Annotated in this window: 11 protein-coding genes; all 11 read left to right on the top strand. The window is 46.8% G+C overall.

All coding sequences use genetic code 11. The features are described 5' to 3' along the window. The first annotated feature begins 49 nt into the window (after nt 1-49). The 11 genes from ACOJUN_RS21000 (at nt 50) to ACOJUN_RS21050 (ending at nt 24,840) form a co-directional block, all read left to right on the top strand. The gene (locus ACOJUN_RS21000) at nt 50-4,309 is read left to right on the top strand and encodes an ankyrin repeat domain-containing protein (RefSeq protein WP_422133832.1); all 4,260 of its coding nucleotides are present in this window, start codon (nt 50-52) and stop codon (nt 4,307-4,309) included. A gap of 752 nt (nt 4,310-5,061) precedes the next feature. Next, nucleotides 5,062-8,976 (top strand): ankyrin repeat domain-containing protein, encoded by a 3,915-nt coding sequence (locus tag ACOJUN_RS21005; RefSeq protein ID WP_422133833.1) that lies wholly within the window; start codon nt 5,062-5,064, stop codon nt 8,974-8,976. A 225-nt stretch (nt 8,977-9,201) separates the two neighbouring features. Continuing rightward, nucleotides 9,202-10,812, top strand: coding sequence for an F-box/WD repeat-containing protein (locus ACOJUN_RS21010; RefSeq protein ID WP_422133834.1), 1,611 nt, complete (start codon nt 9,202-9,204; stop codon nt 10,810-10,812). Between the two features lie 149 nt (nt 10,813-10,961). Beyond that, the gene (locus ACOJUN_RS21015) at nt 10,962-12,554 is read left to right on the top strand and encodes an F-box/WD repeat-containing protein (RefSeq protein ID WP_422133835.1); all 1,593 of its coding nucleotides are present in this window, start codon (nt 10,962-10,964) and stop codon (nt 12,552-12,554) included. Between the two features lie 149 nt (nt 12,555-12,703). Then, nucleotides 12,704-14,311, top strand: a complete 1,608-nt coding sequence (locus ACOJUN_RS21020) for an F-box/WD repeat-containing protein (protein ID WP_422133836.1) — start codon at nt 12,704-12,706, stop codon at nt 14,309-14,311. Between the two features lie 149 nt (nt 14,312-14,460). Beyond that, nucleotides 14,461-16,014: an F-box/WD repeat-containing protein gene (locus tag ACOJUN_RS21025; protein WP_422133837.1), complete on the top strand. Its 1,554-nt coding sequence runs from the start codon at nt 14,461-14,463 to the stop codon at nt 16,012-16,014. 162 nt (nt 16,015-16,176) lie between these two features. Next, a complete protein-coding gene (locus ACOJUN_RS21030; protein ID WP_422133838.1) occupies nt 16,177-17,787 on the top strand; it encodes an F-box/WD repeat-containing protein in 1,611 nt (536 codons plus the stop codon). Between the two features lie 159 nt (nt 17,788-17,946). After that, nucleotides 17,947-19,551, top strand: a complete 1,605-nt coding sequence (locus tag ACOJUN_RS21035) for an F-box/WD repeat-containing protein (RefSeq protein ID WP_422133839.1) — start codon at nt 17,947-17,949, stop codon at nt 19,549-19,551. Between the two features lie 149 nt (nt 19,552-19,700). Then, entirely contained in the window at nt 19,701-21,317 is a 1,617-nt protein-coding gene (locus tag ACOJUN_RS21040) for an F-box/WD repeat-containing protein (RefSeq protein ID WP_422133840.1), read from the top strand. Between the two features lie 149 nt (nt 21,318-21,466). Next, nucleotides 21,467-23,083, top strand: a complete 1,617-nt coding sequence (locus ACOJUN_RS21045) for an F-box/WD repeat-containing protein (protein ID WP_422133841.1) — start codon at nt 21,467-21,469, stop codon at nt 23,081-23,083. Between the two features lie 149 nt (nt 23,084-23,232). Continuing rightward, nucleotides 23,233-24,840: an F-box/WD repeat-containing protein gene (locus tag ACOJUN_RS21050; protein WP_422133842.1), complete on the top strand. Its 1,608-nt coding sequence runs from the start codon at nt 23,233-23,235 to the stop codon at nt 24,838-24,840. The last annotated feature ends 86 nt before the right edge of the window (nt 24,841-24,926 follow it).

The following is a 24,926-nucleotide window of genomic DNA, read 5'->3' on the forward strand; positions in this document are numbered from 1 at the left end:
CTTTTTCACAAATCCTGAAGTGGCCACTGGTGAATATTTGGAATGGCAGTTGCCTGTAAACCAACAAAGTGATGCCTCTATATCCGTTCGAGCCAGGTCGGTAAGTGTTGCTAAAAAAACTCAGGGCACACGAACGCAGCCTTTTACTGGCGAAGTCACTGTTTTCGGGCAGATCGACCAGCCATTTATCGTCTGTGCACAAGGCTTAAACGCTCAGGGCTTTACTTATGAAGCCAGTGCTGTTGTACCTTTCCCCTTTTCTGATAGTGCAAAATCAACCCATCTTTATGTGCTCAGGTTGAGTGAGCAAACGGGCAGAATGGCGATTAAAAAAAGCCAGCCTTGTCCGGAGTCTTTTAATCACCCGTATCCATTCACATCAGGGCAATATCTGCGTTCAAAAAGGCCTTTTTTAGTGGTAGATGGACGAGTAGAAAAAACGCTCAATACTCAAAATGCCGGGGCCATTCCCCCTGCCGACATGCCAATCAAGCCTGTATTGTTTCAAAGCCCTTCAGGCGGTGGCTACGACACTGACGATTTCAACGATTTCAAACGTCCGCCCTTTATGCCCGTGCCTGACAAAATGATGGTCGACCTGCTTCTCCTGCCCACTCTCAGCCTGCCTGCTAACTGGCGTGATTATCTGCCCTTTGTCGGGGTGTACCACTGGCTTACCAATACACAGCCCGAAGGAGTAACGATGGTTGTACGGTTCGGTGATTCGCCGCCGCTTACCTTCCAAATCAGCCTGGCTGAATCCCGGGAACTGGCGGATAAGCTGCTTAATACACGGGCGCTTTTACACTGGCTCGCACCCAGACTCAGTGGCAGGGAGCATCTGATACAACGGCTTCTGGAGCTGACAGCAGACTCAGATGAACTACCCAACCCATTATCTGAAGAAATCCTTAAATCCCTCCGAAAGCAACTGGCTATCGTGTTGGAACTACCCGATACTGAGTTCAGTCTTGAGTTTGAATACTCGGAACTGGAACGCACCTTTAGAAGACAGACCAAGACTCAGACACCCCCCGGAACCATACAGTTGGGAAGCTCCGAAAGCACAAGTTCACAAAATCCCGCAGTGAATAAAGGCAACAAACAGCGTTATTCAGGCCGCCAGACACACAACAATGAAAGACAACAAAACCAGCCAGAGCAGAATTATCCAGAACCTGATAACAAAGGTACCGATTACACTCATAATGCATTTTCCGGGGATGATGAGTATTACACCGTCATACTGCATCAAACCGAATATCACGTCAGCAAACGACAGGTGTTAGCGAATCTGGACAGGCCTGCGTCAGAAGCCGGTTTAAGGCTATCTTGTGTGGATTGCGAACAAAGCGGGTTTCTGCTTCAGGAAGTACTGCCTCACGCAGAAAGGCACCGGATAACATGCGATCGGTGTCAACAATTCAGACCCATTGCAGGTACCCTTGATGCGCGCCAAATAATGCTACAAAACCATACCCAAAGTCAGTGTACTCGCTACAGAGGGCAGGTACTGGGAGCACCTTTAATGGACAATACTCTGACTCTGTTCCGTTTCATGATTCGTTTCGGAACGGAAAAAACCCTGCTCGACCTGTTACAACAATTCGATTTACCGATAGTCGCTGAGGATTTAAATCAGACCGATCGTAACCACAGAACCGTGCTTCACGATCTGGCTCAATATACTTCACCGGCAGTCATCCGATCGTTTCTTCAGCGTTTCAAACATTGGGTAACAGCAGAACTAATACAGCTTCCAGACAATTACGGCTGGACTTCAGCACACTACCTGTTTCAATATCAGTCAGAACAAGCCATCACTGAAACCATTCAATCTAATGGCAAGATGATTACCTGGGAATTGCAGTCCCGGCGAAACCACCAAGGTTCAACCCTGCTTCATATTCTTTATCACCGGCATTTCTTCCGGGCAGTGGCGGAAGTGTTTCAAAGATTACAAAATCAGACAGGCAGACCTGTTAGCCAGGATCTGGCAGTGAAGGATTTCAGTGGCGTGAACCTGCTGCATATTCTTTTTGCCAGTGGCAGTACCCCGCTGATTTATCATTTTATTGACCGGAATTACCTGAAGACCGGTTTTATGCTGGGGGATGTAGCCCATAACGGCGAAACGCCTCTGCACATACTGTTTGAGCAGGGTTCTTCATCTGCCATTCAACGGCTTATTGACCTCTATAAAAATTACCTTGACTCTCAGGTGTTAAGCAGAAAACGAGCCATTGATGGCTATACCCTGCTGCATCTTCTCTTTGCCAGAGGTGATATCTCACTGACTAAAGCATTTCTGGACAGCTTTGACTTTAATTATCTCACAGGACTAACAACCAACCATGCCGGTGTCTCTGTACTTCAGATGTTGTTGCAGCATGCTTCTCCTGCAGCTGCATCGACCTGGTTGCGGGCTACCCTTGTGCATGTGCATAAGCAGCTTCTAAAAACACTTTTGGAGACTAACCCTGAACTCAGCTGGGACGAGCTGTTTCAACGGGCCGGGCAGCTTCAGGTCAGGTCACATCGACTTGACTGGTTGAAGGTAGAGCGAGAAAAACTTGAACCATCATTTGTTGGATTTTCGGCACCGCTTTCAGAACCTTTGGGTTCGACAAGGCTTGCTCATGGGCCATCCGCTCCGCCGCTGTTTGTACCGGAGAAAGCAACGACTTCGGAAGTCTCCATTGCAAGTGCTGAAAAATCTTCAGAGGTTTTAAGCATCACAGAAAAATCCATAGTCACTGTCGCCAGTGGTGAAAACCAGTTACACGTAATAGCAAGAAACAGCTCACCTGAAGAGATTGCAGCAATCTTCGAACGCAATGCTGAAACCATCACGCCAGCCATGCTATCAAAAGCCAATACTGCTGGTATTACGCCTTTTCATATATTGGTTGTTCGAGGTATCAGCGCCGGTACTATTTTGTCTTGGCTTTCGCATGGTTTATCAGATGCTGTGACCGTTGAGCTGCTTGATAAAAATCTCTTTGCCGAACTTAGCTGGCGGCACTTATACGATTACGCTCGTGTATCTCCTTATCTTGAAAAAGACCTGAAACTCAAACAGGTTCTGGGCCTGCTTAAGCCGATATTCAATCAAAAACCCACATCATCTGAAATTGCTTCATCGCCATCAACTCAGGAGTTTTCAGACGCAGAGGCTCATATGGAGTGTCCAATTTGTATGGAGGCAATGGTCGAAAATGTTGCGGCCACTCCCTGTTGCGGTCAACTCTTCCATAAAGATTGCATTACCCGTTGGGTAGAAGACAAAAAAGAGTGTTCTCTCTGTCGCGAGAGTATTTCAGCCAATCAATTAACAACCATCCGACTGCCTAATATTGTTGTTCCGAAAGGGTTTGATGCTCAGCCTAAAGTGAAGCCAGAAGAAAAAAGCTCGTCGCCTGATGGAGCAAAAGGTTTTGCCTTTGGTGTTGAACCTGACTTTAAAGCCGGTATGCAATTAGAAACGACAGATAAGATGGGCGATACACCATTACCCCACTTGGCTACTGGTCAAGGCCAAACAGACACCGTCGAAGCCAAGGTATTGTCGGACATTGACCGATTCATCCGCTTTTGGGATTTTAACGTTGCTGCCCGCAATGGCAACACATGGTTGATCAGGGAATCGCTGAAGGTTGATCCCTCCCTGGCCAAAGAGAAGGCTAACGATGGCTCGACGGCTCTCCACTCAGCTGCTCGTAATGGCCAACTAGAAACCATCCAGACATTGCTGAACTTTGACCCCTCACTGGCCAAAAAGAAGGATAACTATGGCTGTACGGCTCTCCACTTAGCTGCTTATAACGGCCACACAGAGGCCATCCAGACATTGCTGAACTTTGACCCCTCACTGGCCAAAGAGAAGGATAACTATGGCTGTACGGCTCTCCACTTCGCTTCTGAATGTGGCCACTTAAAGGCCACCCGGACATTGCTGAAGTTTGACCGTTCTCTGGCCAAAGAGAAGGATTATTATGGCAATACGGCTCTTCACAAAGCTGTTTCTAATTTTTGGGGCCATACAGTGGTTATCCAGACATTGCTGAAGTTTGACCGCTCGCTGGCTAAAGAGAAGGATAACTACGGCGAAACCGCTCTCCACAAAGCTGCTCGTGAGGGATGCACAGCGGACATTCGGACATTGCTGAACTTTGACCGCTCCCTGGCCAAAGAAAAGGATAACGATGGCAAAACGGCTCTCGACTTTGCTATCAAGTGTGGCCACAGAAAGTGCAAGAAACTTCTTGAAGACTATGGAGCCCAACCATCTGGGAGCCTTCAACAGTGAGCAATAAAATTGCGCGGAGAACCGATTCTTGATTATTTCAAACCTCGCCCTCATACTGCGCCAAACCCGTCGCAGTACCTTTGATCTCCCCATCCTGAATAAACGCCTTTTCACCAACGTTTCTCAACTTTAGTCTTCAGGTAGCACGCCGAAAAATAACTGCATCAATTTTGGAAGAGACTAGTGCAGCTAAGCCTTGATATCCATACAGCCCTCGTTCCCAAGCTCTGAGGTCGTCATTCCCGCGAAGGCGGGAATCCAGCGCCAACAGTGGGCCTCTGCCTTCTCGCGGATGAAAAGGCCAGGGGCACCGGGCAGTATGGTTCTGGTGGTGATTCAGTGTGGATTCCCGCCTTCGCGGGAATGACGTGAGTCTAGCCGGGAATGACGGGAGTCTAGCCGGGAATGACGGGAGTCTAGCCGGGAATGACGGGAGTCTAGCCGGGAATGACGGGAGTCTAGACGGGAATGACGGGAGTCTAGCCGGGAATGACGGGAGGGGAACCAGGGTTTTTCGACAACCTCGGAGTATGGGAACGAGTTGTTGGAGTTTTGCGACAGCCTCACAAGGCTTATTCCAATTCTCAGTATCAACAAAACAGACTACCCTGTATAAACTCAGCAACCTAAACTCTTTGGCAATGTACATCTTTTACACCTTTCTACAGCTGTCGACTGTATCATTTGTAGCAACAGTAATTTCCTTTTTCACAAATCCTGAAGTGGCCACTGGTGAATATTTGGAATGGCAGTTGCCTGTAAACCAACAAAGTGATGCCTCTATATCCGTTCGAGCCAGGTCGGTAAGTGTTGCTACAAAAACTCAGAGCACACGAACACAGTCTTTTACTGGCGAAGTTACTATTTTCGGGCAGATCGACCAGCCATTCATTGTCTGTGCACAAGGCTTAAACGCTCAGGGCTTTACTTATCAAGCCAGTGCTGTTGTACCTTTCCCCTTTTCTGATAATGATAAATCAACCCACCTTTATGTGCTTACGTTGAGTGAGCGAACGGGCAGAATGACGATTAAAGAAAGCCAGCCTTGCCCGGAGTCTTTTAATCACCCGTATCCATTCACATCAGGGCAATATCTGCGTTCAAAAAGGCCTTTTTTAGTGGTAGATGGACGAGTAGAAAAAACGCTCAATACTCAAAATGCCGGGGCAATTCCTCCCGCCGATATGCCAATCAAGCCTGTGTTGTTTCAAAGCCCTTCAGGTGGTGGCTACGACACTGACGATGACAACGATTTCAAACGACCGCCCTTTATGCCCGTACCTGACAAAATGATGGTCGACCTGATTCTCCTGCCCACTCTGAGCCTGCCTGCTAACTGGCGTGATTATCTGCCCTTTGTCGGGGTGTACCACTGGCTTACCAATACTCAGCCCGAAGGAGTAACGATGGTTGTGCGGTTCGGCGATTCGCCGCCGCTTACCTTCCAAATCAGCCTGGCTGAATCCCGGGAACTGGCGGATAAGCTGCTTAATACACGGGCGCTTTTACACTGGCTCGCACCCAAACTCAGTGGCAGGGAGCATCTGATACAACAGCTTCTGGAGCTGACAGCGGACTCAGATGAACTACCCAACCCATTATCTGAAGAAATCCTTAAATCCCTCCGAAAGCAACTGGCTATCGTGTTGGAACTTCCAGATACTGAGTTCAGTCTTGAGTTTGAATACTCGGAACTGGAACGCACCTTTAGAAGACAGACCAAGACTCAGACACCCCCCGGAACCATACAGCTGGGAAACTCCGAAAGCACAAGTTCACAAAATCCCGCAGTGAATAAAGGCAACAAACAGCGTTATTCAGGCCGCCAGACACACAACAATGAAAAACAACAAAACCAGCCAGAGCAGAATTATCCAGAACCTGATAACAAAGGTACCGATTACACTCATAATGCATTTTCCGGGGATGATGAGTATTACACCGTCATACTGCATCAAACCGAATATCACGTCAGCAAACGACAGGTGTTAGCGAATCTGGACAGGCCTGCGTCAGAAGCCGGTTTAAGGCTATCTTGTGTGGATTGCGAACAAAGCGGGTTTCTGCTTCAGGAAGTACTGCCTCACGCAGAAAGGCACCGGATAACATGCGATCAGTGTCAACAATTCAGACCCATTGCAGGTACCCTTGACGCACGCCAAGTAATGCTAAAAAGCCATACCCAAAGTCAGTGCACTCGGTACAGAGGGCAAGTACCGGGAACACCTTTAATGGACAATACTCTGACTCTGTTCCGTTTCATGATTCGTTTCGGAACCGAAGAAACCCTGCTCGACCTGTTACAACAGTTCGATTTACCGATAGACGCTGAGGATTTAAATCAGACCGATCGTAACCACAGAACCGTGCTTCACGATCTGGCTCAATATGCTTCACCGGCAGTCATCCGGTCGTTTCTGCAGCGTTTCAAGCATTGGGTAACCGCTGAACTGATACAGCTTCCAGACAATGACGGCTGGACATCAGCACACTACCTGTTTCAATATCAGTCGGAACAGGACATCATGGAAACCATTCAATCTAATGGCAAGATGATTACCTGGGAATTGCAGGCCCGGCAGAACCGCCGAGGTTCAACTCCGCTTCATATTCTTTATCACCGGAATTTCTTCCGGGCAGTGGAGGGAGTGTTTCAAAGATTACAAAATCAGACAGGCAGACCTGTTCGCCAGGATCTGGCAATGCAGAATTTCAGTGGCGCAAACCTGCTGCATATTCTTTTTGCCAGTTGCAGTAACACGCTGATTTATAATTTTATTGACCAGAATTATTCCCTGATGACCGGTGCTATGCTGGAGGCTGAAGCCCATAATGGCGAAACGCCACTGCACATACTGTTTGGTCAGGCTTATCCATCTACCATTCAACGGCTTATTGAAGGCTGTCGCATTTACCTTGACTCTAAGGTGTTACGCAAAAAACGAGCCATTGATGGCTATACCCCGCTGCATCTTCTCTTTGCCAGAGGTAATATCTCACTGACCAAAGCATTTCTGGGCAGGGTTTACTTTGATTATCTCATAGGATTAACAACCAACCATGCCGGTGTCTCTGTATCTCAGATGTTTTTACAGCATACTTCTCCTGCAGCTGCATCGTCTTGGTTGCGGGCTGACCTTGAGCATAAGCATGACCAGCTTCTAAAAACACTTTTGGAGACTAACCCTGAACTCAGCTGGGACGAGCTGTTTCAACAGGCCAGGCTGTTTCAAGTCAGGTCACATCGACTTGACTGGTTGAAGGAAGAGCGAGAAAAAAGCATCACAGAAAAATCCATAGTCACTGTCGCCAGTGGTAAAAACCAGTTACACGAAATAGCAAGAAACAGCTCACCTGAAGAGATTGCAGCATTCTTTGAACGCAATGCTGAAACCATTACGCCAGCCATGCTATCAGAAGCCAATATTGCTGGTTGTACGCCTTTTCATATATTGGTTGATCGAGGTATCAGCGCCGGTACTATTTTTTCCTGGCTTTTGCATGGTTTATCAGATGCTGTGGCCAATGAGCTGCTTGATAAAAATCTCGTAGGCGAACTTAGCTGGCGGCCTTTATACGATTATGCTCGTGTATCTCCTTACCTTGAAAAAGACCTGAAACTCAAACAGGTTCTGGGGCTGCTTGAGCCGATATTCAATCAAAAACCCACGTCATCTGAAATTGCTTCATCGCCATCAACTCAGGAGCTTTCAGACGCAGTGGCTCACATGGAGTGTCCAATTTGCATGGAGGCAATGGTCGAAAATGTTGCGGCCACTCCCTGTTGCGGTCAACTCTTCCATAAAGATTGCATTACCCGTTGGGTAGAAGACAAAAAAGAGTGTTCTCTCTGTCGCAAGAGTATTTCAGCCAATCAGTTAACAACCATCCGATTGCCTGAGATTGTTGTGACGAAAGTGTTTGATGTTCGACCTGAATTGAAGCCAGAAGAAAAAAGCTCGTCGTCTGATGGAGCAAAATCACCCCACTTTGCTACCGGTCAAGGCCACACAGAGGCCGTCAAGGCCAAGGTATTGTCGGACAGTGACCGAATCAAGCACCTTCGGGATTTGCATACTGCTGTTCGCAATGGCAACACAAAATTCATCAAGAGAATGCTGGACTTTTACCCCTCCCTGGCCAAAGAGAAGATTGATCGCGAAACGGCTCTCCACCTGGCTGCTTCGGAAGGCCAGACAGAGGTCATCCAGACATTGCTGAACTTTGACCCCTCCCTGGTCAAAGAGAAGAATATCTTTGGCGAAACGGCTCTCCACAAAGCTGCTTATGAAGGCCCCTCAGAGACCATCCACAAATTGCTGAAAATTGCCCCCTCACTGGCCAAAGAGAGGGACAACGATGGCAAAACGGCTCTCCACAATGCTGCTTTTCGTGGCAACACAGTGGCCATCCAGACATTGCTGGAATTTGACCGCTCACTGACCAAAGAGAAGGACAACAATGGCAAAACGGCTCTCCACACAGCTGCTAATTGTGGCCATCCAGAGGTCATCCAGAAATTGCTGGACTTTGACCGCTTAGTAGCCAAAGAGAAGGATAAATATGGCAGGACGGCTCTCGACTATGCTATGCAGCTTATCTGCACAGACTGCAAGAAACTTCTTGAAGACTATGGAGCCCAACCATCGGGCAGCCTTCAACAGTGAGCAATAAAAGTGAAAATCACTGAATTACGGAGGAATCATTTATTGTCTGTTGTCACTGAGTGACACTATCTCAGTAGCACTATCCTGCATGCACCAAAAATCATTTTGTTAGTTGTACTTACCAACCTGTTTTGAACTTTCATTCTAAAACTGTCTCTGACTGACTAAAAATTTCTAAACGTCCTTGTTGATCAAAGACAAATAACAACTTTGCAGGAGCCCTTCATGCATGGAATAGATAATAAACCCGTTATTGAACCGCCAATAACGCAAACTCAAGTTCTATCGCTAACACCAACGGGTAACAGTGCAGGCTGGTCCATTACTGTATCTGACGAGGAAAAAAAATCTTCATTTCAGGATTTAACCTCAGATACGCTGTCCCTGATTTTTCGCCATTTGAAACTTCGGGATATTCGCAGTTTACAAAAGGTTTGTACCCGCCTTCGCGACGTGATCAAAGAAGATAGCGCTCTGGCAAAAGCCTGGTATCGCCAGTTTTCTTCGGCACACCAGAATCAACTGAAGATGACCCTCTCCATAAAAGACAAGAATCAACTCCGAGCCTGGTTTGAGTTGTTTTCCAATGATAAGGCGTTACTCCGGTCACTTACAGAGCGCGAGCCGACGAGTGTTTATTCACCTGCTCTATTATTTTTCACCAGGGCTAAGCTGATGTCTCAATGTAAAACCTTTGAATTAGTCAGAAAAGCCACCATTGACAAAATTTATAAAGCCAACTCAGACACCAGCTCTGACGAGCTCATGATTATGGAAGCTGACAATAGAGTCCACTCAGCCGACCTCAGTGCTGATGGCCGCTATCTGGTAACCGCCAATGGCGACAATACAGCAAAAATCTACGGCCACAAGACGGATGGAACATGGGAAATTAAAACCACCATTCCTCTTGATAGACAGGTCGTATCAGCAATTTTCAGTCCCGATGGTCACCATCTGGTGATCGTCAGTTCGTATGGCTATGGCATGGTGAAGGTATTTGACCTGGGATCTAATGAAACATGGCAACCAAAGGCCACCATTCGCCATGATAATCCAATCTCTTCTGCCACTTTCAGCACCGATAGTCGACATGTAGTAACCGCCAGTTTGGATCACACAGCAAAAATCTACAGTCAGAAGGATGATGGATCATGGAATTCAACTGCCATCCTTGCCCATTACGATGCTATCCATTCAGCCATTTTCAGCACCGACGGCCGCCATTTGCTAATTGCCTGCAGGGATAAAACCGCGAAAATCTACAGCCAGAACGGCAGATTATGGGAAGAAAAAGAAGTTTTTCCCCATGAGGAGGCTATCCTGTCAGCCGCCTTCAGCGCCGATGATCGCTATGTGGTTACCGTCGGTATGAATGATTGCAAGGCAAGAATCTATGAGAAGAAATCCGATGGATCATGGGAAGAAAATACCTTCATTCAACACACTAAATATGTCAAATCCGCCACCTTCAGCCCCGATGGCCGTCATTTAGTGACGGCCAGAAGAGATCAAACCGTGAAAATTTACGGTCGAAAAGCCGATGGCTTATGGGAAGAAAAGGCCTCTTTTTTCCATGATGATTGGGTCTTTTCAGCCACCTTCAGCCCTGACGGCCGTCATGTGGTGACTGCAAGCAAGGACGGAACGGCGAAAATCATTGGTCAGCAGGATGATGGCTCATGGTTAGAAAAAGCCAACATTTTCCATGATGACTCTGTTTCATCGGCCAGCTTCAGCGCCGATGGCAGCCAGGTGATCACATCCAGTATGGATGGCATAGTGAAAATCACTGAATTACGGAGAAATCATTCATTGTCTGCTGTCACTGAGTGACATCTTTCTGCATGCACCGAAAGGCATTTTGTTAGTTCCACTGATCAGCCTGTTATGAACGTTCATTCTGAAATTTTCTCTAACTGACTGAATATTTTTTAACTGCCCTTGTTGATCAACGATAAAAAGCAACTTTGCAAGAGCCAGTCATGAATGGAATAAATAAAAATCGCGTTACTGAATCACCACTAACACAAGCTCTATCGCTAACAACAACGGATAACAGTGCGGGCAGGTCCGTTACTGTATCTGACAAGGAAATAAAATATTCATTTCAGGATTTAACCTCAGATACACTGTCCCTGATTTTTCGCCATTTGAAACTTCGGGATATTCGCAGTTTACAAAAGGTATGTACCCGACTTCGCGACCTGATCAAAGAAGACAAGGCTTTGGCAAAAGCCTGGTTTCGCCAGTTTTCTTCATCACACCAGAATCAACTGAGAATGCCCCTCACCATTAAAGATAAGAATCAACTCCGAGCCTGGTTTGAGTCCTTTTCCGATGATCAGGCGTTACTCCAGTCACTCACAGAGCGCGAGCCGACGAGTGTTTATTCACCCGCTCTATTATTTTTCACCAGGGCTGAGCTGATGTCTCAATGTAAAACCTATGAATTAGTCACCAGAGCCACCATTGACAAAACTTATAAAGCGAACTCATCCCCCCCCATTGCCGGTCCCTTGAATAGGCCAGAGCTCAATAGGGTTAACTCAGCCGCTCTCAGTGCTGATAGCCGCTATCTGGTCACAGCTAATGGAGACCGTACGGCAAAAATCTACGGCCTCAAGGCTGATGGAATATGGGAAATAAAAACCACTATTCCCCATGACAAACCGGTTGTATCAGCCATTTTCAGCCCCGATAGTCACCATCTATTAATCGTAAGTTTTAATGCGGCGAAGATATATGATCTGGCATGGGATGAATCATGGGAACCAAACACCACCTTTCGCCATGGTGCTCTCATCAATTCAGCCACCTTCAGCACTGATAGTCGTCATGCGGTGATCACTGGTTGTGATGAGACAGGGAAAGTCCTTAGCCGGAAGGATGATGGATCGTGGCGATTAACGGCCACCCTCAGGAAAGCCTACAACTCAGCCAACTTCAGCGATGATGGCTGCCATGTGGTCACCACCTCTTTTAATAAAACGGTGGAAATTCATAGCCAGAAGGCGGATGGATCATGGGAAGAAACAGATTCCATTCCCCATAGCGGTAAAGTCATTTCAGCCAAATTCAGCCCCAATGGTTGCTATTTGGTCACCGCCAGTATGGATTGCAGGACGAAACTCTTTGAGAAGAAGCCCGATGGATCATGGAAAGAAAATACCCTCACTCTATACAACAACGTTAACAAATCGGCCACCTTCAGCCCCGATAGCCGCCATTTAGTGACCGGCAGCAACTTTGGCACAGTAAATATCTACGGTCGAAACGCCAATGGTGTATGGAAAGTAAAAGCCATTTTTTTCCATGATGATGAAGTATTGTCAGCCAGCTTCAGCCCTGATGGCCGCCACCTGGTGTCAATTTACAAGCGTTGTAAAACGGCAAAAATCATTGGTCAGCAGGATAATGGCTCATGGTTAGAAAAAGCCAACATTGTCCATGATGACTTTATCACATCGGCCAGCTTCAGCGCCGATGGCAGTCAGGTGATCACATCCAGTAAAGATGGCATAGTGAAAATCACTGAATTACGGAGAAATCATTTATTGTCTGCTGTCACTGAGTGACACCCTTTTGAATGTACCGAAAGTCATTTTGTTAATTTCACTGACCAGCCTGTTATGAACTTTCACTCTGAAACTGTCTCTGACTGACTAAATAATTTTTAAACGTCCTTGCTGATCGTAGATAAATAACAACTTTTCAGGAACCAGGCATGCATGGAATAAATAATAAGCCCGGTATTGAACCACCACTGACGCAGGCTCTATCGCTAACACCAACGGGTATCCATGCAGGCAGATCCATCGCTGTAGCTGACAAGAAAGAAAAGCAAAAACATTCATTGCAGGATTTGGCCTCAGATACACTGTCCCTGATCTTTTGCCATTTGAAAATTCGGGATATTCGCAGTTTACAGAAGGTCTGTACCCGTCTTCGCGACGTTATCAGAGAAGATAAGACACTGGCAAAAGCCTGGTATCGCCAGTTTTCTCCTCAACATCAGTCTCAACTAAGGATGACCATCACTGTAAAAAATAAGAATCAACTGCGTGCCTGGTTTGAATCGTTTTCCAATGATCAGGCGTTCATCGAGTCGCTTACGAATCGCCGACCAACGAGTGTTTATTTACCTGCTCTGTTATTTTTCACCAAGGCAGAGCTGATGTCGAACTGTAAAACCTTTGAATTAGTCACTAAAGCTACCATTGATAAAACTTACAAAACCAACTCAGCCACCGGCATTATTAATCGCATCCGCCTGGGACAGCTCAGTAAAGTCAATTCAGCCGCCCTCAGCAGCGATGGCCGTTATCTGGTCACCGCCAATGGAGACAATACGGCAAAAATCTACAGTCAAAACCCTGATGGAACATGGGAAATTAAAACCACCATTCCTCATGAAGGCCATGTCAAATCAGCAATTTTCAGCCCCGATAGTCATCATTTAGTCACCGTCATTAGTAATGACATGGCAAAGATATGTGACCTGGGATGCAATGAATCATGGGAACCAAACACCACCATTTCCCATGAAAATCACATCAGATCAGCTTCCTTCAGCACCGATAGCCAACATGTGTTGACCGCCAGTATGGACGGAACGGCGAAGATCCATAGCCAAAAGCGCGATGGTTCCTGGCAGTTAACAGCCATCCTTCCTCATGAGAAATCGCTCTATTCGGCCAGTTTCAGCACCGATGGCTGCCATGTGGTTACCGCCAGTTACGATAACACTGCGAAAATCCATAGTCAGCAGACCGATGGATCATGGACAGAAAAAAAGGTTTTTCCCCATGAGGCGACTGTCCTGTCAGCCGCCTTCAGCGCCGATGGTCGCTATCTGGTCACCGCCAGTATGGATTACAAAGCGAAAATCTATGAGAAGAAGTCCGATGGATCATGGATAAAAAATACCACTATACAACACAAAGATACTGTCAACTCGGGCACTTTCAGCCCCGATAGCCGCCATCTGGCGACTACCAGCAGAGATCGCACAGTGAAAATTTACGGCCGAAAAGTCGATGGCTTATGGGAAGAAAAAGCCTCCTTTCCCCATAAGCTTTGGCTCTTGTCAGCCAACTTCAGTCCTGATAGCCGCCATCTAGTGACTACTGTCGTGTTTTGTAAAACGGCGAAAATCATTGGTCAACAGGATGATGGCTCATGGTTAGAAAAAGCCAACATTGCCCATAATGACTGGATCTCATCGGCCACCTTTAGCGCCGATGCCAGTCAGGTGATCACATCCAGTGAAGATGGCATAGTGAAAATTACTGAACTACGGAGGAATTATTTATCGCCTGCTGTCACTGAGTGACACCATTCAGCATGCACAAAAAGTCATTTTGTCAGTTTTACTTACCAACCTGTTATGAACTTTCATCCCGGAACTGTCTCTGACTAACTAAATAATTTTCAAAATCCCCTCATAATCGAGAATAAACACCAGCTTTGCAGGATACAGACATGGATGGAATCAATAATTCCGGTTTTGAGCAACCACTGACGCAAGTTCAAGCTCTATCGCTAAGATCAGCGGGTCACCACGCGGCCAGGTCCATCACTGAAGCTGACAAGCAAGAAAAGCAAAATCTTTCATTGCAAGATTTAGACTCAGATACACTTTCCATGATTTTTTGCCATTTGAAACTTCGGGATATTCGCAGTTTACAAAAGGTATGTACCCGCCTTCGGGAAGTTATCAAAGAAGATAACACACTGGCAAAAGCCTGGTATCGCCAGTTTTCATCACCACACCAGAATCAACTGGGGATGACCATCACCAGCAAAGATAAAAATCAACTCCGAGCCTGGTTTGAGTCGTTTTCCAATGATCAGGCGTTAATCAAGTCACTCACAGATCGCCAGCTGACGAGTGTTTATTCACCTGCTTTATTATTTTTCACCAGGGCTAAGCTGATGTCTCAATGTGAAACCTTTGAATTAGTCACTAAGGCCTCCATTGACATAAAGTGTGATGTGTACTCAGCAAAACTCAGTGCTGATGGCCGATACCTGGTCACCGCCAATGAAGACCATACGGCAAAAATCTACGGCCAAAAGGCTGATGAAACATGGGACAAAGAAACCAGCATTCCCTATGACTTCTGGGTCCAATTAGCGACCTTCAGCAACGACAGCCAACATCTAGTGACAGCCAGTCTGGATGGCAGGGCCAAGATATATGATCTGGTGCGCAATGAATCATGGGAACCAAACACCACCATTGCCCATGGTAGTCCCATCCTGTCAGCTGCCTTCAGCACCGATTGCCAACATGTAGTGACCGCCAGTGGCGACCGAACAGCGAAAATCCATAGCCAAAAACGCGATGGTTCATGGAAATTAACCGCTACCCTTCGCCATAAAAGAGCTGTCTGGTCAGCCAGTTTCAGCACCGATGGCCGCTATGTGGTAACCGCCAGTTATGATAATACTGCGAAAATCCATAAACAGGTGGTCGATGAACTGTGGGAAGAAATAGATGTCATTCCCCATAATGAGCTTGTCTGCTCAGCCACCTTCAGTCCCAATGGCCACTATTTGGTGACTGCCAGTGTGGATCACACTGCGAAAATCTATGAGAAGAAGTCCGATGTATCATGGGAAAAAAACACCATCATTCGACACGAGAAACCTCTCAGATCAGCCACATTCAGCCCCGATGGCCATCACTTGGTGATTGCCTGCCAGGATGGCACAGTGAAAATTTGCAGCAGAAAAGCCAATGGTTTATGGGAAGAAAAAGCCACCTTTTCCCATAAGCATTGTGCCTTATCAGCCACCTTCAGCCCAGATGGCCGTCATCTGGTGACTGCGAGCAGGGACAAGACGGCGAAAATCATTGGTCAGCAGGATGATGGCACATGGTTAGAAAAGGCCAGGATTGTTCATGATGGCCCTATCTTATCGGCCACCTTTAACGCCGATGGCAGTCAGGTGATCACATCCAGTGAGGACGGCATAGTGAGAATCACTGAACTGCGAAGGAATCATCTATTGTCTGCTGTCACTGAGTGACGCTATCTCATCAACACCATTGCGCATGCACCGAAAGTCATTTTGTTAGTTTCACTGACCAGCCTGTTTTGAACTTTCATTCTGGAAATGTCTCTGCTCACTAAATAATTTTTAAACCGCCCTGACGATCGAGAATAAACAACAGCTTTGCAGGATCCAGACATGAATGGAATCAATAATTCCGGTTTTGAACCACCACCGACGCCAGCTCCAACCAAAGCCCCGGCACTAACGGGTAACTACGCGGGCAGGTCCACCTCTATAGCTGACACGAAAGAAAAGCAAAAACTTTCATTACAGGATTTACCCTCAGAGACACTGTCCTTAATTTTTTGCCATTTGAAACTTCGGGATATTCGCAGTTTACAAAAGGTATCTACCCGCCTTCGCGACACTATCAAAGAAGATAACGCTCTGGCAAAAGCCTGGTTTTGCCAGTTTTCTTCAGAACACCAGTCTCAACTAAGGATGACCATCGCTGGAAAAGATAAGAATCAACTCCGAGCCTGGTTTAAGTCGTTTTCGAATGATCAGGCGTTACTCGAGTCACTCTCAGATCGGCAGCCGACGAGCGTTTATCTAGCAGCTCTGTTATTTTTCAGCAGGGCTGAGCTGATGTCCAAATGTGAAAGATTTGAATTAGTCACTAATGCCACCATTGACAAAATATATAAACCCAACCCAGACCTTCAATTAGTCGATCGTATCCACCTGGAACACCTCAATAGAGTCAATTCAGCCGCCCTCAGTAGTGATGGCCGCTACCTGGTCACGGCCAATGGCGACAATACGGCAAAAATCTACGGCCACAAGCCTGATGGATCATGGGAAATAAAAACAACCATTCCTCATGAAGGATGGGTCAAATCAGCGAATTTCAGCCCCGATAGTCACCATGCAGTGAGCTTCAGTGGTGATGGCACAGCGAAGATTTATGCTCTGGGATGCAATGAATCATGGGAACCAAAAGCCACCATTACTCATTATGATCTCATCAGATCAGCCACCTTCAGCAACGATGGTCGACATATCGTGACCACCAGTTTGGATAACACAGTTAAAATCAGTAGCCAAAAAGATGATGGATCATGGGTGTTATCAGTCATCTTTTCCCATCATTGTGATATCTATTCAGCCACTTTCAGCACCGATGGCTGCTACGCGTTAATCGCCTGTCAGGATAGGACAGTGAAAATCCATCGCCAGAAGGACAATCCATCATGGGAAGTAAAAGATGTCATTCAACATGGTGGCAGTGTCATCTCAGCCACCTTCAGCGCCGATGGTGACTGTGTAGCCACTGCCAGTATTGTCGATTGCAAGGCGATCATTTACAGCAAGAAGACTGATGGATCATGGGCAGAAAATGCCGTCATTCGACACAGGGGACCTGTCAAGTCGGCCAACTTCAGCCCCGATGGCCGACATCTGGTGACTGCCAGCTATGATCACACAGTAAAAATTTACGACAGAAAAGCCAATGGCTTATGGGAAGAAAAAGCTACCTTTTCCCATAGGAGTCTGGTCATATCAGCCACCTTCAGCCCTGATGGCCGCCATCTGGTGACTGCCAGCTATGACAAAACGGCGAAAATCATTGGTCAGCAGGATGATGGGTCATGGTCAGAAAAAGCCGCCATTGTCCATGATGACTGGCTCTCATCGGCCAACTTTAGCGCCGACGGCAGCCAGGTAATCACATCCAGTGAGGACGGCACGGTGAGAATCACTGAACTGCAAAGGAATCATTTATTGTCTGCTGTCACTGAGTGACGCTATCTCAGTAACACCATCCTGCATCCACCAAAAGTCATTTTGTTAGTTTCACTGACCAGCCCGTCTTGAACTTTCATTCTGGAACTGTCTCTAACTAAATAACTTTTTAACCGCCCTGGCGATCGAGAATAAACACCCGCTTTACAGGATCAAGATATGCATGAAATAAATAATAATTCCGTTATTGAACCACCATCAGTGCAAGCTCTATCGCTAACACCAACGGGTAACCACGAGGGCAGGTCCATCACTGAAGCTGACGAGCAAGAAAAGCAAAAACTTTCATTGCAAGATTTAGACTCAGATACACTTTCCATGATTTTTTGCCATTTGAAACTTCGGGATATTCGCAGTTTACAAAAGGTATGTACTCGTCTTCGCGACACAATCAAGGAAAATAACGCTCTGGAAAAAGCCTGGTATCGCCAGTTTTCTTCAGCACAACAGAATCAACTGAGGATGACCATCAGCGCAAAAGATAAGAATCAACGCCGTGAGTGGCTTGAGTCGTTTTCAAATAATAAGGCGTTAGTCGAGTCACTCCTGGATCTCCAGCCGACGAATATTTATTTACCTGCACTATTATTTTTCGCCCGGACTGAGCTGATGTCTAAATGTAAAACCTTTGAATTAGTCACTAAAGCCACCATTGACAAAACTCATGAAATCAACCCAGCCATCAGCCTACAAAACCCCAACGCTAACGCAAGTCTCAACAAGGTCAAATCAGCGGCCCTCAGTGCCGATGGCTGCTATCTGGCAACCACCAATGGCGACCATAGGGCAAAAATCTACCGCCAAAATCCTGATAAAACATGGGAACTAGAAACCTCTTTTCCTCATGAAAGCAATTTCCAACCAGCCATTTTCAGCCCCAATAGTCACCATTTAGTCACCGTCAATCGTCATTGTGCAGCGAAGATATATGATCTGGGATGTGATCAATCATGGGAACCAAAAACCACCATTGTTCATAATGGGTACATCAGGTCAGCCACCTTCAGCACCGATAGCCAACATCTGGTCACCTCCAGTCTGGATGGTAAAGTGAAAATCCTTAGTAAGAAAGGTGAGGGATCATGGAAGTTATCAGCCAGCTTTTTTTATAAGAATGCTATCTATTCAGCCAATTTCAGCACCGATGGTTGTTATGTGGTAGCCGCCGGTAAGGATAAGACGTTGAAAATCATTGGCCAGAAGGACGCTGAATCATGGGAAGAAAAAGATGCCATTCCTCATGACGGTAGTATCATTTCAGCCACCTTTAGTGCCAATGGCGGCTCTGTGGTCATCGTCAGTCCGGATCGCAAAGCGGTAATCTATGAGAAAAAGGCCGACGGATCATGGGCAAAAAGCGGCATCATTCAACACGGTGATTTTATCAACTCGACCAGCTTCAGCCCCGATGGCCGCCATTTAGTCACTGCCAGCAATGATTGTAAAGTGAAAATTTACGGTAAAACAGCCAATGGCTTTTGGAAAGAAAAAGGCACCTTTTTCCATAAGGGTCGGGTCTTCTCGGCCACCTTCAGCCCTGATGGCCGTCATCTGGTGACTGCCAGCATGGACAATACGGCGAAAATCATTGGTCAGCAGGATGATGGCTCATGGTTAGAAAAAGCCACCATTGTCCATGAAGGCTGGCTCACATCGGCCACCTTTAGCGCCGACGGTAGCCAGGTGATCACATCCAGCGAGGATGGCATAGTAAAAATCACTGAACTACGGAGGAATCATTCATGGTCTGCTGTCACTGAGTGACACCATCCGGCACGCGACGAAAGTCATTTTGTTAGCTGTACTTACCAACCTGGTATGAACTTTCATTCCGGAACTGTCTCTGACTAACTAAATAATTTTCAAATCTTCCAGGTGATCGATAATAAACACCCGCTTTGCAGGATCCAGACATGCATGGAATCAATAATTCCGGTTTTGAACCACCACTGACGCGAGCCCGAGCCAGAGCGCTGGCACAGGCGGGTAACCATGCGGGCAGGTCCATCACTTTGGCTGACACGAAAGAAAAGCAAAAACTTTCATTGCAGGATTTAGCCTCAGATACACTTTCCATGATTTTTTGCCATTTGAAACTTCGGGATATTCGCAGTTTACAAAAGGTATCTACCCGCCTTCGCGACGTTATTGAGCAAGATAACGCTCTGGCAAAAGCCTGGTATCGCCAGTTTACTTCAGCACACCAGCAGCAACTCAGGATGGCCCTCAGTACAAAAAACAAAGATCAACTCCGTGCCTGGTTTGAGTCATTTACGAATAATAGAGCGTTAGTCGAATCTCTCACAGACCGTCGGTCGATGAGACTTTATTCACCTGGTCTGTTATTTTTCACCAAGGCTAAGCTGATGTCCGTATGTGATACCTTTGAATTAGTCACTAAAGCCACCCTTGACAAAACTTATAAAACCCACTCATCCAACAGCATTATCGATCCCATACGAATTAGACGAAACAATAGAGTCCACTCGGCCGCACTCAGTGTCGATGGCCGCTTTCTGGTGACCGCCAATGGCGACAATACGGTAAAAATCTACAGCCATAAGCCTGATGGAACATGGGAAAAAAAAACCATCATTCCCCATGTCAGAGAGATCAAATCAGCGATTTTCAGCTCTGATGGTCACCATCTGGTAACTGCCAGTTCGGGTGGCACGGTGACGATATACAATCTGAGGTGCGACGAAACATGGGAGCCAAACACCATCATTTCCCATAATGGTGACATCAAATCAGCCAACTTCAGCGCCAATAGTCGACATGTCGTGACCACCAGTTGGAATGGCACAGCGAAAATCCATAGCCGGAAGGACGATGGATCATGGGAGCTAACGGCCACCCTGCCCCATAAAACTGCTGGCGCTTCAGCCATTTTCAGCATCGATGGCTGCCATGTGTTAACCACCTCTGATAATACGGTGAAAATCCATAGCCAGAAGGACGATGGATCATGGGAAGAAAAAGATGCCATTCCTCATGTTGGTGATGTCCTGTCAGCCACCTTTAGCGCCGAGGGTCACTATTTGGTTGCCACTGGTCTGGAATGGAAGGCGAAAATCTATGGTCAGAAGGCCGATGGATCATGGAAAAAAAATACCACCATTCAACACTGGGGAATTGTCAGATCAGCCAGGTTCAGCAACGATGGCCGCCACCTGTTGATTACCGACAACGATAACAAAGTGAAAATTTACGGCAGAAAAGCCAACGGCTTGTGGAAAAAAAAAGCCACCTTTTTCTATGAGTCCTATGGGGATTGGACCTTATCAGCCACCTTTAGCCCTGAGGGCCGCCATATGCTGACTACTGCCTGCTATGACAACACTGTGAAAATTATTGGTCAGCAAGATGATGGGACATGGATAGAAAAAGCCACCATCACCCATGATGACTGGATCTCATCGGCCACCTTTAACGCTGATGGCAGTCAGGTGGTCACCTCCAGTCGGGACGGCATCGTAAAAATCACTGAACTGCGAAGGAAGCATTCATGGTCTGCTGTCACTGAGTGACACTATCTTGCAGGTACTGAAAGTCATTTTGTTAGTTTTACTAACCAACCTGTTATGAACTTTCATTCCGGAAATGTCTCTGACTAACTAAACAATTTTTAACCCTCCCTGATGATCGAGAATAAACACCAGCTTTGCAGGATCCAGACATGCATGGAATCAATAGTTCCGGTTATGAACCACCACTGACGCGAGCCCGAGCCAGAGTGCTGGCAGTGGCGGGTAACCATGCTGGCAGGACCATCACTCTTGCTGACAAGAAAGAAAAGCAAAAACTTTCATTACAAGATTTAGCCTCAGATACACTTTCCATGATTTTTTGCCATTTGAAACTTCGGGATATTCGCAGTTTACAAAAGCTATCTACCCGCCTTCGCGACGTTATCAAGCAAGATAACGCTCTGGCAAAAGCCTGGTATCGCCAGTTTACTTCAGCACATCAGCAGCAACTCAGGATGGCTCTCAGTACAAAAAACAAGGATCAACTCCGTGCCTGGTTTGAGTCATTTTCGAATAATAGAGCGTTAGTCGAGTCACTCACAGATCGCCAGCCGATGAGTGTTTATTCACCTGCTTTGTTATTTTTCACCAGGGCTGAGCTGATGTCTAAATGTGAAACCTTTGAATTAGTCACCAAAGCCATCATTGACAAAACTTATAAAGCCAACTCAGCCACCTCATTAAATGATCGCATCCGTATGATGTATGAAAATGAAGTCAACTCAGCGGCCCTCAGTGCTGATGGCCGCTATCTGGTTACCGCCAATGCAGACAAGACGGCAAAAATCTATGGCCACAAGCCTGATGGATCATGGGAAATAAAAACAACCATTCCTCATGAAGGATGTGTCAAATCAGCGATTTTCAGCCCCGATAGTCACCACGTAGTCACCGCCAGTGGAGATCACACTGCGAAAATCTATGATCGGGGGTGCAATGAATCATGGGAACCAAACACCACCATTTCCCATGGTAATTTCGTCATATCAGCCGCTTTCAGTTCCGATAGTCGACATGTGGTGACCGCCAGTCGTGATGGCACAACGAAAATCCATAGCCAGAAAGAGGATGAATCATGGGAATTAACGGCCACCCTTACCCTTCCCTATAACGATTCTGTCCATTCAGTCACTTTCAGCACCGATGTCTGCCATGTGGTGACCGTCTGTCAGCATAAGAAGGCGAAAATCCTTAGCCAGAAGGGCGATGGATCATGGGAAAAAAAAGGTGTCATTCCCCATGATAGAGCTGTCATGTCAGCCACCTTCAACGCCGATGGTAGCTATGTGGTCACCGCCAGTCTGGATGGCAAGGCGAAAATCTATGGCAAGAGCGCCGATGGATCCTGGGAAGAAAATACCATCATTGAACACAGGCTAATAGTCAACTCGGCCAGCTTCAGCCTCGATGGCCGCCACGTAGTCACTGCCAGCGATGATGGCACATTAAAAATCTACGGCCTGAAAGCCAATGGCTCATGGGCAGAAAAAACCACCTTTCTCCACACTGGTTTGGTCACATCGGCCACCTTCAGTCCTGATGGTCTCCACATAGTGACTACTGCCAGCTACAGGAAAACGGTGAAAATCATTGGTCAGCAGCATGATGGGACATGGTCAGAAAAAGCCACCATCGCCCATGATGACTGGATCTCATCGGCCACCTTTAGCGCTGATGGCAGTCAGGTGGTCACCTCCAGTCGGGACGGCATCGTAAAAATCACTGAACTGCGAAGGAAGCATTCATGGTCTGCTGTCACTGAGTGACACTATCTTGCAGGTACTGAAAGTCATTTTGTTAGTTTTACTAACCAACCTGTTATGAACTTTCATTCCGGAAATATCTCTGACTAACTAAACAATTTTTAACCCTCCCCGGTGATCGAGAATAAACACCCGCTTTGCAGGATCCAGACATGCATGGAATCAATAATTCCGGTTTTGAACCACCACTGACGCGAGCCCGAGCCAGAGCGCTGGCACAGGCGGGTAACCATGCGGGCAGGTCCATCACTCTGGCTGACACGAAAGAAAAGCAAAAACTTTCATTGCAGGATTTAGCCTCAGATACACTTTCCATGATTTTTTGCCATTTGAAACTTCGGGATATTCGCAGTTTACAAAAGGTATCTACCCGCCTTCGCGACGTTATCAAGCAAGATAACACTCTGGCAAAAGCCTGGTATCGCCAGTTTACTTCAGCACACCAGCAGCAACTCAGGATGGCCCTCAGTACAAAAAACAAGGATCAACTCCGTGCCTGGTTTGAGTCATTTACGAATAATAGAGCGTTAGTCGAGTCACTCACAGAGCGCCAGCCGATGAGTGTTTATTCACCTGCTTTGTTATTTTTCACCAGGGCTGAGCTGATGTCTAAATGTGAAACCTTTGAATTAGTCACCAAAGCCACCATTGACAAAACTTACAAAGCCAACTCAGCCACCTCATTAAATGATCGCATCCGTATGGTGCATGAAAATGAAGTCGACTCAGCGGCCCTCAGTGCTGATGGCCGCTATCTGGTTACCGCCAATGCGGACAAGACGGCAAAAATATATGGCCACAAGCCTGATGGATCATGGGAAATAAAAACAACCATTCCTCATGAAGGATGGGTCAAATCAGCGATTTTCAGCCTCGATAGTCACTACCTGGTCACCGCCAGTCATAACAGAGCGAAGGTATATGATCTGGAGTGTGATGAACCATGGGAACCAAAAACCACCATTATTCATGATGGATTCATCAGATCAGCCAACTTCAGCACCGATGGTCGACATCTGGTGACTGCCAGTTGGGATCAAACAGCGAAAATCCATAGCCAGAAAGATAATGGATCATGGGAATTAACGGCCACCCTTCCCCATAATGATCTTGTCGAGTCAGCCACTTTCAGCACCGATGGCTGCCATGTGGTGACCGTCTGTTGGGATAAGACGGCGAAAATCCATAGCCAGAGGGGCGATGGATCATGGCAAGAAAAAGGTGTCATTCCCCATGATAGAGGTGTCATTTCAGCCACCTTCAACGCCGATGGTAGCTATGTGGTCACTGCCAGTCTGGATGGCAAGGCGAAAATCTATGGCAAGAGCGCCGATGGATCCTGGGAAGAAAATACCATCATTGAACACAGGATAAGAGTCAACTCTGCCACCTTCAGCCTCGATGGCCGCCACGTAGTCACTGCCAGCAATGATGGCACATTAAAAATCTACGGCCTGAAAGCCAATGGCTCATGGGCAGAAAAAACCACCTTTCCCCATACTGGTTGGGACACATCAGCCACCTTCAGTCCTGATGGTCTTCATATAGTGACTACTGCCAGCCACAAAAAAACGGTGAAAATCATTGGTCAGCAGCATGATGGCTCATGGTCAGAAAAAGCCACCATCGCCCATGATGCCTGGATCTCATCGGCCACCTTTAACGCTGATGGCAGTCAGGTAGTCACCTCCAGTCGGGACGGTATAGTGAAAATCACTGAACTGCGAAGGAATCATTCATGGTCTGCTGTCAGTGAGTAACACCATCTTGAGTGTGCCGAAAGAAATTTTGTTAGTTGTACTTACCAACTTGTTATGAACTTTCATTCTGGAACTTTATCTGACTG

Origin of the sequence: Endozoicomonas sp. ALD040 (genome assembly GCF_049275945.1) — a bacterium.
GTDB lineage: Bacteria > Pseudomonadota > Gammaproteobacteria > Pseudomonadales > Endozoicomonadaceae > Endozoicomonas_A.